The following is an 11,852-nucleotide window of genomic DNA, read 5'->3' on the forward strand; positions in this document are numbered from 1 at the left end:
GGGCCGGGCCAGGGGCTCGGCCGGGACCGCAGTCGGGACCTGTGGCGGGGCCGGTGCCCGGGCCGCCGCCGGGCCCGCCCGGGCAGCAGGTGCCGGGGTACCCGCCCCGGCCGCCGTGGGAACAGCGGTAGCGGGGCGGACGGCAGGAAACGGACAGGGCCCCTCCCGCGGGTGCGGGGGAGGCCCTGTTGCGTCGGTGGTGGCAGGTCAGGTGGCGGCCGGGTTCGGCGGGTGGCCGTACGCGGGGCGCAGTTGGGTCGGGGCGAAGGGGTCGGCCGCGCCGGGGGCGCCGGGGGCGACGGGGGCCGGGTTCGGTGGGTTCGGGTCCGCCAGGTTCGGGGCTGACGGGTTCGGGGCTGACGGGTCGTACGGCCCGTACGGGCCGGAGGGCAACGGGCCGGCCGTGGACGGATCGGCCTGCCCCGGCCGTTCGACCGGGCCGGCCTGGGCCGGGAGCGGCTCGGGGGAGGGCTGGACCGGGTCCAGGGCGGTGCGCCCGGAGGAGTCGCTCAGCTTGATCAGCAGTGCCACCATGAGCCAGTTCGCCAGCAGCGACGAACCGCCGGCGGCCAGGAACGGCAGCGCCTTGCCGGTCAGCGGGACCAGCCCGCTCACCCCGCCGACCACCACGAACACCTGGAGCGCCAGCGCCGCCGACAGACCGGTGGCCAGCAGCTTGCCGAACGGGTCGGTCAGGCCGATCGCGGTGCGCAGGCCGCGCTGGATCAGCAGCACGTAGACCAGCAGGATCGCGGTCACCCCGGCCAGGCCCAGCTCCTCGCCGATGGTGGTGAAGATGAAGTCGCTGCGCCCGGCGAAGCCGATCAGCCAGGGCCGTCCCGAGCCCAGGCCGGTCCCGGTCAGGTGTCCGGTGCCCAGGCTGAACAGGGCCTCGGCGGGCTGCTCGGAGATCGCCTTGTCGTGCACCGGCTTGTAGTAGTCGAGCGGGTGCAGCCAGGCCTCGACCCGGCCGTGCACGTGGGGCTCCACGGTGCCGACCACCGCCGCGCCGCCGACCGCCATCAGCAGGCCGAGCACCATCCAGCTGGTGCGCTCGGTCGCCACGTACAGCATCACGATGAAGACGCCGAAGAAGATGAGCGAGGTGCCCAGGTCGCGTTCGAAGATCAGCACCAGCAGGCTGACCACCCAGATCGCCAGCACCGGGCCGGCGTGCCGCCCGCGCGGCAGGGTCAGCCCCCAGACCTTCCGCCCGGCCAGCGCCAGGGCGTCCCGGGAGGCCATCAGGTACCCCGCGAAGAAGATCGTGATCGCGACCTTCACGAACTCGTCCGGCTCGAAGGAGAGCCCGAACAGCCGGATCCAGCGCTTGGCGCCGAAGCTGTCGCCCGGGGAGAGCACCGGCGCGGCCAGCAGGATCAGCGCACCCGCCATCAGCAGGTAGACGTAGCGCTGGAAGAAACGGTGGTGCTTGACGAGGACGATCAGCGCGAGCGCCACCGCCACCGAGATGAACACCCACATCAGCTGGGAGGGCGCGGCCGGGATCTTCTGGTAGTCGCCCTTGGTGGTGTGCGCGGCCTTGTAGCTGAAGTCCAGCCGGTCCAGCAGCACCAGCCCGAAGCCGGTCAGGAAGGCGCCCAGCGGCAGGATCAGCGGATCGGCGTACGGGGCGAACCGGCGCACCGCCAGGTGGGCCGCCCCGGCCAGCGCGCCCAGCGACAGACCGTGCACCAGCAGCCCGGGCGGCATCCTGCCGGTGAGTGCCAGGCCGGCGTCGACGTGTCCGGCCAGGCAGACGGCCACCGCCAGGGCCAGCAGGCCCAGTTCGATGTTGCGGTGGCGCGCCGCGAGCCGCCGGCCGTCGCCGCGTGCAGTGGTTCGCACCTCTTGTCATCCCCTTGTCGACCACGTGGCGGGTGTCGCCGACGGTGCATCCTGCCAGACGTTTGTGTCTTCGCCGCGGTTGCGAGAGGGAGGGGGAGGAGGGCAGAACTTTGCCTGGGCAAAGCTTTGTTGGGGCCCGGTAAAGCTTTGTTCAGGGCCGGGTATAGAGGTGGGCCCCGGGCGCGGCGGGGCCGTCGCGCAGGGACATCATGGCCGGGCGCCGGGGCGTCCCGGCGGCGGGGCTCCCGACCGGTGGGGACCGCCGGAACGAGCGAGGTGAGCGGGCGGATGGACGCAGCGGTGGACGGCGTGGTGGGCGGCCCCGCCTCGGTGCTCGCCTACAGCGGGCCGCCGCCGTGGCAGTGGTCCGACCTGGCGACCTCCTGGACGGCCGAACCGCTGGTGCTCGTGCTGTCGGTGCTGCTCGGCGCCTGGTACCTGGCGGCGGTGCGCGGCGTCAACCGGGCGGCCCGGGAGCGGGCCGGGGGCGGTGGCGGGCAGCCGGGGGTCGGGTCCGGTGGGAGGCGGCCGGGGAGCGGGTCCGGCGGAGGGCGCTGGCAGCCCACCCGGACCGCCGCGTTCCTCGGCGGGCTGCTGCTGTGGATCTGGTGCACCTGCTCCGGCCTCGGCGTGTACGAGCGGATCCTCTTCACCGACCGGGCCGTGCAGGTCGTGCTGCTGCTGATGGTCGTGCCGCTGCTGCTCGCGCTCGGCGCGCCGGTCTCGCTGCTGGTCGAGGCGGCGCCGGCGGCCCGGCGGGAGCGTGTCCTGCGGGCGCTGCGCAGCCGTCCGTCCAAGGTGCTGATGTTCCCGGCGGTCTCCACCGCGCTGCTGATGGCACCGCCGTGGCTGCTCTACTTCACGCCCTGGTACGAGTGGTCGGTGTCCAGCGGGCTCGGGAACGTGGTGCTGCACCTGGCCCTGGTGCTGCTGGGCCTCGCCTACTTCTGGCCCCGGTTGCAGCTCGACCCGGTCGGGCACGAGTACCCGCACCTGGTCGGGCTGTTCATCACCTTCGCCGAGGTGATCTTCGACGCGGGGCTCGGGATCGTGCTGATCTACGGCGGGCACCTGGTCGCCGAGCACTACTACCTGGCGCTCGGCCGGCCGTGGGGGCCGAGCCTGGCGCAGGACCAGACCTGGGGCGGCAACGCCTTCTGGGTGCTGGGGGACCTGGTCGGGCTGCCGTTCCTGGCCGCGCTGGTGCGGCGGATGGTGGTGCAGGGGCGGGAGGAGACCGAGGCGGTGGACGCCGAGCTGGACGCGCGCTTCGCGGCGGCGGCCGCGCAGGCCCGGGCGGCGGGGCGGCCGGAGGAAGAGGAGACCGGGATGCGGCCGTGGTGGCTGGACGACCCGAACCTCAAGCACCGGTTCGGGGGTCAGCCGGACGTCGAACGTCAAGCTCGGGCGCGCCGTGGCCGGGTGGCCGAGTGACCGTTTGCGGCGGGCCAATTGTGGTCCGTCAAAGCCTTCCTGGCGACCTCTGCGCCGCATTTCCGCAGGTCAAAAACAGGTTGGCCAGGATTCCCCGGTCCGCTAGCGTGTGACACGTCCGGTTCGGGGGCCATGGGGCCGCCCGAGGAGTAGAGAGCAGGAGGTGAACCCCCGTGGTCGTTGTCGCCCCGATAGCTGCCCAGGGCAGCACTCGCGTTCACCTCCTTTTCCCGGCCGCCGGCTGAGCCCTTCGCGCCAGCCGTAGCCCGCCGGGACAATCTCCTCCCGAAGGGCCACTGCGTTGTTCAACGCTGCCTCCGTTCCGTCGTTCTCCTCTTCCTCCTCTTCGTTCTCCGCTGAGGCCTCCGCGCTGACCGGCTACGGCTGGACGGCCGAGCTCGCGGAGCTGTTCTCCCCGCTCGGCGAGGCCGGGCTGCTCCCGGCCCGGATCGTCCGGGTCGACCGCGGCCAGTGCGACGCCGTGATCGCCGACCCGGAGACGGGCGAGCCGCGCACCGTCCGGTTCGACACCCGGCCGGTGGGCGACGCCGACATGATCAACTGCCCGTGCACGGGGGACTGGGCGGCGGTCGACCTGTACGCCCAGCCGATGGCCTCCGTGGCCGCGCTGCTGCCGCGCTCCACCGCGATCATCCGCAAGGTGGCCGGCAAGCGTTCCGACGGCCAGGTGCTGGCCGCCAACGTCGACACCGTGCTGATCGCCTCCTCCCTCGCGACCGATCCCGACCTCGGGCGGATCGAGCGCTTCCTCGCCCTGGCCTGGGAGTCCGGCGCCGACCCGCTGGTCGTCCTCACCAAGGCCGACCTGGTCGACGACGCCGACTTCATCCGGGCCGACGTCGAGGCTGTCGCTCCCGGGGTCACGGTGCTGGTGGTGAGCGCCGAGACCGGCGAGGGCATGGACGTGCTCCGCGCCTGCACCCCCGGCACCACCGCGGTGATCGGCCAGTCCGGCGTCGGCAAGTCCACGCTCACCAACGCGCTGGCCGGCTCCGAGGCGATGGCCGTCCAGGAGGCCCGCGCGGTCGACCAGAAGGGCCGCCACACCACGACCACCCGCGAGCTGATCCCGCTGCCCGGCGGGGGCGTGCTGATCGACACCCCCGGGCTGCGCGAGGTCGGCCTCTACGGTGGCGAGGGCGTGGACCTGGCCTTCGCCGACATAGCCGAGCTGGCCGAGGAGTGCCGCTTCCACGACTGCAGCCACCACACCGAGCCCGGCTGCGCGGTGCAGGAGGCCCTGGCCGACGGCACCCTGCCGCAGCGCCGGATGGACAGCTACCTCAAGCTCCAGCGCGAGAGCGAGTGGATCGCCTCGCGTTCGGACGCCCGGGTGGCCAAGGCGCGGCTGAAGAAGTGGAAGACGATCAGCAAGTCGATGCGAGCCGCGGGAGGTCCGGTGAAGCGCTGAGCCCAGGCACCGGCTGCCGTGCAACGGCCGCCGACCGGCCTCCGCCGGGCCCGCCCGGCTCAGCGGAGGTCGGCCACCAGGCGGAAGCGTTGCAGGACCACCGGAGTGCTGTCGTCCACGGTGAAACCCGGGTCATCGAGGGCGTCGAGCATCTCCGGGCTGCTCCAGAACCGCTCGTGCGCCGTACGCCACTCGGCCACGCCGGTGCACCCCTCACCCTCGTCCAGGGCGTGCTGGAGGTCGACCTCCGCGAGCGGGACCACCCGGACGTCCGTGGTCTCGATCACGGCGACCCTGCGGCCGTGCGAGTCGAGCACCGCGGAGCGCTCACCGGCCAGCGGCAGGGGCTCGCCCTCGTGCTCGTAGCAGGCGACCAGGGCGGTGGTGCTGGTCTTGGCGCCGTCGAGGATCGCGGCGACCAGCTGGTCCCGCAGGGGGCCGGGGAACGCGAACTCGACCGGGGGCAGGGCGAGGACACACGGGTCGTCCGGGCCGGTGCAGGACGGCTGATCACTCATGCGGCGAGGGTAGCGGCGGGGCGGCCGGTGGGGTCGCGAATTTCCGGCCCGGGGCCCGGTGGGTGCCTGTGGGGTGCTCGCGGGCGCGGGCGCGGGTCGGGCTCCGGGGGCTCAGAGGCTCGACAGACGCGTGGTCCGGTGGGCTCGATGGGCTCGCGGCCCGGTGGCCCGGTGGGCCAAGGGCCGATGGGCCATGAGGTGAGGTGGTGGGTGGGCGGCGGGGGAGGGGGAGGGCCCCCGAAGCAGCGATCAACGGCGATGTCCGATTCCCGCCAGTCACCCCCCGCCCAGTGCCCCAAACTGGACAGCGTGATCGACGACGACATCCGGTACCGAGCCGTGGACAGCCGCGACTCCCGCTTCGACGGGGTCTTCTTCACGGCGGTCACCTCCACCGGCATCTACTGCCGTCCGAGCTGCCCCGCCGTGACTCCCAAGCGCGTCAACTGCGTCTTCTACCCCAGCGCCGCGGCCGCCCAGGGGGCCGGCTTCCGCGCCTGCCGCCGCTGCCGCCCCGACTCCGTTCCGGGCTCGCCCGAGTGGAACCACCGTGCCGACCTGGTCGGCCGGGCGATGCGCCTGATCGGCGACGGTGTGGTGGACCGCGAGGGCGTCGCCGGGCTGGCCGGCCGCCTCGGCTACAGCGCCCGCCAACTACAGCGCCAGTTGACCGCCGAGCTGGGCGCCGGCCCGATCGCGCTGGCCCGCGCCCGCCGCGCGCAGACCGCCCGGCTGCTCCTCCAGACCACCGAACTGCCCGTCACCGACATCGCGTTCGCGGCCGGCTTCGCCTCCGTCCGCCAGTTCAACGACACCGTGCGCGAGGTCTACGACCGCACCCCCAGCGGCCTGCGCTCCGAAGTCTCCGCCGGCCGCCGCACCGCGACCCCGGCCGGCGGCCTCACCCTGCGCCTCGCCTACCGCGGCGCGCTCGACAGCGAGCACCTGATCGACTTCCTCGCCCTGCGTGCCGTCCCCGGCGTGGAGGAGGTCGTCTCCGGCTCACGCCCCGGTGTGCGCGTGTACCGTCGCACCCTCGCGCTCCCGTACGGTCACGGCATCGCCGAGGTCGACGGCCTGGCGCCGGGCGAGCCGCCCACCCGCGGCTGGCTCGACTGCCGTCTCCTGCTCGCCGACCTCCGCGACCTGCCGACCGCCGTCCAGCGCCTGCGCATCCTCTTCGACCTGGACGCCGACCCGCTCGCGGTCGACGAGCAGCTCGGCGCCGACCCGCTGCTCGGCCCGCTGGTCCGCGAGCGCCCCGGCCTGCGCTCGCCCGGCCACGTGGACCCGCACGAGCTGGCCGTCCGCGCCGTCCTCGGCCAGCAGATCAGCGTCGCCGCCGCCCGTACCCTGGCGGGACGGCTCGCCGAGAAGTACGGCACCGCGCTGCCCGAGCCCAGTGGGGGCCTGCGCCTGCTCTTCCCGACCGCGGCGGCCCTGGCCACCGCCGATCCGGAGGACTTCGCGATGCCCGCCGCCCGCCGCCGCGCGCTCACCGGCCTGTGCGCCGCGCTCGCCGAGGGCGTGGTCCGGCTCGACAGCGGAGCCGACCGGGAGGAGTCCGCGGCCGCCCTGCTGGACCTGCCCGGCATCGGCCCCTGGACGGTCGGCTATCTGCGGATGCGGGCCCTGGCCGACCCCGATGTCTTCCTTCCGAGTGACGTGGGCGTCAAGCACGGCCTGCTCCGTCTGGGCGCCGCAGGCAACCCGAAGTCCGCCGCCCGCGCCGCCGAGGCCTGGGCCCCGTGGCGCTCGTACGCCGTCCACCGGCTGTGGGCCGGCCCCGCGAGCACCGGAACCGGCATCGACACCGGCATCAGCACCGGAAGCACCAGCAACACCAGCAGCACCGGAACGGAGAACGAACGAGCATGAGCACCACCGTCTACACCACCATGGAGAGCCCCTTCGGCCGGCTGCTGCTCAGCGGGGTGCTGCCCGAGGGCGGCGGACCGGCCGCGCTGGCCACCGTCACCGCGCCCGGCCAGAAGTACGCACTGGCCGAGCCCGCCGACGAGTGGGTGCCGGACCCGGAGGCGCTCGCCGAGCCGGTGGCCCAGCTGACCGCCTACTTCGCCGGCAAGCGCACCGGCTTCGATCTGCCGCTCGCGCCCGAGGGCACCGAGTTCCGCCGCAGGATCTGGGCCGCGCTGGACGAGATCCCGTACGGCACGACCGTCACCTACGGCCGACTCGCCGAGCTGGCCGGGCAGGAGCCGCGCATGGTCCGGGCGGTCGGCGGCGCGGTCGGCGCCAACCCGCTGCTGATCGTCCGCCCCTGCCACCGGGTGCTCGGCGCGGGCGGCGCGCTCACCGGCTTCGCCGCCGGCGTGGACCGCAAGCGCTGGCTGCTGGACCTGGAGAGCGGCACCCTGTTCTGATCGCCGGGGCCCCGCGGCCGCTCACCCCGTGCCCACCCGGCCCCCGGACGCCCACCTTCGGAGCGCCCGACGCCCGGCCGGTCACCCCCTGGGCGGTCAAGCGCCGGACGTTCGACTCCGCAGGTCCACCCGCCAGTTGTTGCTGCGCATGAACCGCCCGGGCGGGAACTCGAAGTCCGTCTCGCCGAGCAGCGCGAACCCCGCCTTCGCGCAGACCGCGTTGGAGGCGGGGTTGTCCACCGAGGGGAAGGCGTGCAGGTGGGGGTGCGCGGCCTCGCGGCGGGCGGCCGCGACCGCCGCACGGGTGGCGGCGACGGCGATGCCCCGGCCCTGGAATCCGGGCAGCACGTTCCACCCCATCTCGTGGACGGTCCGCCCCTCCCAGGTCCGGGTGCCGTAGCCGACCGTCCCGACCGCCGCGCCCTCGGGCAGCAGCACGATCCGGTACATGCAGCCGAGCCCGGACGGGACGAAGTCCAGATAGCGTCGGTGCCGTACGAGCAGCTGCTCCTCGCTCTCCGGCCCGCCGACGTGCTTCTTCATCTCCGGCGTGTTGACCTGGCGCAGCAGCGCGAGGTCGTCGTCCGTCCAGGGCTCGATCCGTACCTCTGCGGTGGTCATGCCGGGGACGGTAATGCCGGGCGGGCCCCGGCGACCAGTGGTTTTCAGCCGGCTGTGGACGCCTGCGCAGGCCCCTGCTCGGGCCCCGGCCCCGGCCCCGGCTGGGCGAGGGCGCGGGCGAGCTGTTCCAGTGCCGGCAGGGCGTCGACGACCGCCGCGCGGTCGGCCGGGTCGAGGGTGGCGAGCGCGGTGGCGATCCGGCGCTCGTGGGCGTGCTGCCAGTCGTCCAGCTGCCGCCGGCCGGCCGGGGTGAGGGCGATCCGGGCGGTGCGGCGGTCGCCGGGGTCGGCCTGGCGGTCCACGAAGCCGGCGTCGAGCAGCTTTCCGACCAGCCCGCTGACGGTGTTGGGCGCGAGCCGCTGTCGCGCGGCCAGCTCGCCGACCCGCAGCGGTGCGGCGGCCAGCGTCTGGAGGAGTTCGACCTGCGCCATCGGCAGGGACTCCCACGGGTAGTCGGTGCGGATGCTGCTGCGCAGCGCGCGGCGCAGTCGGGTGACGGTGTCGGTCAGCCGCCGGGCGTGCTCGACCGCCGGGTCGGGGCTTGCGGTGGCGGGGTCGGGAACGTGTGGTGACGACGGCATGGCGGACAGCGTATCGCCTGGTACGGGGCGGTTCGGCGGCCGGTTCGGGGCCCGGGGCCGCGCTGTGGTGCGGCTCTGTTGCGGGCCTCGCGGCAGGTGTCCGTCCGGCACCGTCCGTACCGTGGGACGCATCCTGTCGCAGAGCGATCAGCTCGTAGAAGGAACATGTCTGTATCCGATATATTCGGGGGCATGAACGCCACCGCCCTCGCCTCGCGGCTGCTCACCGAGCGGCCCCGGCCGCGCGGCGTAGCCGGCTGGCGCCACGCCCACTGGCTGGCCGTCGGCACGGTCTGCCTCGGAGCCTTCCTCGGCCAGCTCGACGCCAGCGTCATCGCCCTGGTCTTCCCCGCCCTCGGCCGCCACTTCGACGAGGGCTTCGCCGCCGTCGAGTGGGTCGCCCTCGCCTACCTGCTGGTCCTGGTCGCCCTGCTGGCCCCGATCGGCTGGCTGTCCGACCTGGTCGGCCGCAAGACGATGTACATCGGCGGCTTCGCGGTCTTCGGCCTCTCCTCGCTCGGCGCCGGATTCGCCGGCAGCCTCTGGGCCCTGGTCGGCTGCCGCGCCGTCCAGGCGGTCGGCGCCGCGATGATGCAGGCCAACAGCGTCGCCCTGGTCGCACGCGGCGTCCCGGAGCACGCGATGCGGCGCGCGCTCGGCATCCAGGCCTCCGCCCAGGGCCTCGGCCTGGCGCTCGGGCCCAGCCTCGGCGGGCTGCTGGTCGAACACGCCTCGTGGCGCTGGGTGTTCTGGGTCAACGTGCCGATCGCGGTGTTCGGCATCCTGGCCGGCTGGTACCTGCTGCCCCGCACCCGGACGGCGGGCGCTCCGGTCGCGGTACTGGGCCCTCACCGGACCGGGTCCCGCGAGGACGCCCGCTTCGACCTGCCCGGCATGCTGCTGCTCACCGGGGCGACCACCACCCTGCTGCTCGCCCTGTCCACCGCCTCCGGGCTGCCCCTGCCCGGCTGGGCGGTGGCCGTCCTGCTGCTCGCCTCCGCCGCCCTGACCCTGGCGCTGGTGCGCCAGGAACGGAGGGCGGCCCGGCCGATCCTGGCACCCGGACTGGTCAACACACCGGGCGTGCGCTCCGGCTTGGTGGTGGCGCTGATCGGCTACCTGTTGCTCTTCTGCCCGCTGGTGCTGGGCCCGGTGCTGCTCACCGGCGCAGGCGCGTCGACGGCCCACGCGGGCCTGGTGGTCACCCTGCTGCCCGCCGCGTTCGCGTTCGCCGCGACGGTCGGCGCCGGGTTGCTGCCCCGGGGCTGGTCGGACGTGACCAGGTGCCGCTTCGGTGCGCTGCTCGCGGCCGGCGGACTGCTGCTGTTCGCCCTGCTGCCGGCCTCGGACGTGGCGGCGGCCCCGCTGTTGACCGCCGGGTACGGGCTGGGACTGCTGCTGCCCGCCAACAACGCGCTGGTGATGCGGGCGATACCGACGCAGTGCTCGGCGGTCGGCGGCGGCATGGTGAACATGGCGCGCAGCCTCGGCACGGCGCTCGGCATGGCGCTGTCCGTCCTCGGCGTCCACCTGGCGGGCGCCGAGTCCGGTGGGCGGACGGTGCTGTTCGTCCTCGCCGCCGTGGCGGCGGCCGCCGCCCTGCTCACCCGGCCCGTCCGGGCCTGAGCTCCACGGGCCTCCTCGGCCCCCGGCTAGGCGTCCGTGCGGGCGTTGAGGGCGTCCTGGGCGCGGTTCAGGCCGCGCCGCACCAGTGTCTCCAGGGCGTCCGCGCAGCGGTCCAACTCGTCGGGCATGGCGGCCAGTTCCTGCTCCGAGAACTTCTTCAGCACGAAGTCCCCGACGCTCTGGCCCTTCGGCGGTCGTCCGATGCCGAACCGCAGCCGGACGAAGTCCCGGGTGCCGAGCACCTCGCCCACCGAGCGCACCCCGTTGTGGCCGCCGGGGCCGCCGCCGCGCTTGAGCCGGGCGGAGCCGAACGCGAAGTCCAGGTCGTCCTGCACCACCACCAGCCGCTCGACCGGGACGCCGTGGCGGCGCAGCAGTGCGGCCACCGGGCGTCCGGACAGGTTGATGGACCACAGCGGCTTGGCCAGCAGCACCCGGTGACCGTCGACGGCGATCTCGGCCACCAGGGTGGCGATCCCGCGCCGGCGGAACCGGGCGCCGTGCCGTTCGGCCAGCCGGTCCACGGCCAGGAAGCCCGCGTTGTGCCGGGTGAGCCGGAACCACGGGCCGGGGTTGCCCAGTCCGGCGATCAGCCAGGGGACGTCGGGGGTCATACGGGGGTTCTCCGGAGGGGTGGGGAAGGAAGGGCGGACGGCCGGGGCGCGGCGGGACGGCACGGGACCGTCCTCGCCGGCGCCCCGGCCGTCCGGGGAACGCGCGGAGCGTGCAGGGCGCACGGGACGACGCAGAGCGTGCGGGACGACCGCTCAGGAGGCGGGCACGCCGGGGGCGGCGCCGCGCTCCTTGAGCATGTCGGTCATCAGCTGGAGCTCGGAGGTCTGGGCGACCACCATCGACTGTGCGAGCCGCTTCTCGGCATCGTTCCCGGCCTTGTCGACGTAGCCCTGGGCCATTTCGACGCCGCCCTTGTGGTGCTCGATCATCAGCTGGAGGTAGTACACCTCGGCGTCCCGCCCGCTGAGCGTGCGCAGCTTCGCGATCTGGGTGTTGGTGGCCATGCCCGGCATCAGCGAACCGTCGTGGGCCTGGTACTCGTGGCCCATCTTCATCCACGCCATCGGCGTGGCGGTCGAGTGCTGGGACAGCCCCCACTGGTCCAGCCAGCCCATCATCATCCCGCGCTGGTTGGCCTGGGTGTTGATGATGTCGAAGGCCAGGGTGCGGGTCGGCTCGTCGGCGGTGCGGTCCCGGACGACGAACGACAGGTCCACCGCCTGCTGGTGGTGGGTCGCCATGTCGCGGGCGAACCCGGCCTCGGGGGAGTCGTCGGCCGGGACGGCCAGCGTGGACGCGCCGGACGCCGAGGTCCCGCTCGCGACCAGGGCCGGCACGCCGAGCGCCAGCGCCACGGCGGCGGCCAGCACGGCCGGCAGCCACATGCGGCGGC

At 74.3% G+C, this 11,852-nt stretch carries 11 protein-coding genes; 5 read left to right on the forward strand and 6 right to left on the reverse strand.

The window, feature by feature from the left end; all coding sequences use genetic code 11:
- Positions 1 to 207: 207 nt before the first annotated feature.
- On the reverse strand, positions 208 to 1,848 hold the full coding sequence (locus tag KS423_RS25000) for an FtsW/RodA/SpoVE family cell cycle protein (protein WP_224282002.1): 1,641 nt from the start codon (positions 1,846 to 1,848) through the stop codon (positions 208 to 210).
- A 288-nt stretch (positions 1,849 to 2,136) separates the two neighbouring features.
- On the opposite strand from KS423_RS25000, the gene KS423_RS25005 reads away from it, so the two are divergent.
- Positions 2,137 to 3,282 (forward strand): cytochrome c oxidase assembly protein, encoded by a 1,146-nt coding sequence (locus KS423_RS25005; protein WP_224282004.1) that lies wholly within the window; start codon positions 2,137 to 2,139, stop codon positions 3,280 to 3,282.
- Between the two features lie 301 nt (positions 3,283 to 3,583).
- The gene (gene rsgA, locus KS423_RS25010) at positions 3,584 to 4,714 is read left to right on the forward strand and encodes a ribosome small subunit-dependent GTPase A (RefSeq protein ID WP_224282006.1); all 1,131 of its coding nucleotides are present in this window, start codon (positions 3,584 to 3,586) and stop codon (positions 4,712 to 4,714) included.
- Positions 4,715 to 4,773: 59 nt separating this feature from the next.
- Here the strand turns inward: rsgA and KS423_RS25015 are convergent, their stop codons facing one another.
- Complete coding sequence (locus KS423_RS25015) at positions 4,774 to 5,232, reverse strand: ASCH domain-containing protein (protein ID WP_224282007.1); 459 nt, start codon at positions 5,230 to 5,232, stop codon at positions 4,774 to 4,776.
- 258 nt (positions 5,233 to 5,490) lie between these two features.
- Here KS423_RS25015 and KS423_RS25020 point away from each other — a divergent pair, with 258 nt between their 5' ends.
- Both KS423_RS25020 and KS423_RS25025 read left to right on the forward strand, forming a co-directional pair.
- Positions 5,491 to 7,110 carry a DNA-3-methyladenine glycosylase 2 family protein gene (locus KS423_RS25020; RefSeq protein ID WP_224282008.1) on the forward strand — a complete coding sequence of 540 codons (1,620 nt, stop codon included), beginning with the start codon at positions 5,491 to 5,493 and terminating at the stop codon, positions 7,108 to 7,110.
- The gene (locus KS423_RS25025; protein ID WP_224282009.1) at positions 7,107 to 7,616 is read left to right on the forward strand and encodes a methylated-DNA--[protein]-cysteine S-methyltransferase; all 510 of its coding nucleotides are present in this window, start codon (positions 7,107 to 7,109) and stop codon (positions 7,614 to 7,616) included. The genes KS423_RS25020 and KS423_RS25025 overlap by 4 nt, the downstream gene beginning before the upstream one ends.
- A 96-nt stretch (positions 7,617 to 7,712) precedes the next feature.
- Here the strand turns inward: KS423_RS25025 and KS423_RS25030 are convergent, their stop codons facing one another.
- A complete protein-coding gene (locus KS423_RS25030; RefSeq protein ID WP_224282010.1) occupies positions 7,713 to 8,237 on the reverse strand; it encodes a GNAT family N-acetyltransferase in 525 nt (174 codons plus the stop codon).
- Between the two features lie 44 nt (positions 8,238 to 8,281).
- A complete protein-coding gene (locus KS423_RS25035; protein WP_308020246.1) occupies positions 8,282 to 8,818 on the reverse strand; it encodes a MarR family transcriptional regulator in 537 nt (178 codons plus the stop codon).
- A 192-nt stretch (positions 8,819 to 9,010) separates the two neighbouring features.
- Between KS423_RS25035 and KS423_RS25040 the strand changes: the two genes are divergently transcribed.
- Positions 9,011 to 10,444 (forward strand): MFS transporter, encoded by a 1,434-nt coding sequence (locus KS423_RS25040; protein ID WP_224282011.1) that lies wholly within the window; start codon positions 9,011 to 9,013, stop codon positions 10,442 to 10,444.
- Between the two features lie 26 nt (positions 10,445 to 10,470).
- Here KS423_RS25040 and pth read toward each other — a convergent pair whose 3' ends face one another.
- On the reverse strand, positions 10,471 to 11,058 hold the full coding sequence (pth, locus tag KS423_RS25045) for an aminoacyl-tRNA hydrolase (protein ID WP_224282012.1): 588 nt from the start codon (positions 11,056 to 11,058) through the stop codon (positions 10,471 to 10,473).
- 153 nt (positions 11,059 to 11,211) lie between these two features.
- On the reverse strand, positions 11,212 to 11,852 hold a 641-nt coding region (locus tag KS423_RS25050; RefSeq protein ID WP_374120028.1), incomplete at its 5' end, for a DUF305 domain-containing protein.

Origin of the sequence: Streptomyces sp. LS1784, assembly GCF_020103755.1 — a bacterium.
In the GTDB taxonomy this organism is placed as follows: Bacteria; Actinomycetota; Actinomycetes; order Streptomycetales; family Streptomycetaceae; genus Kitasatospora.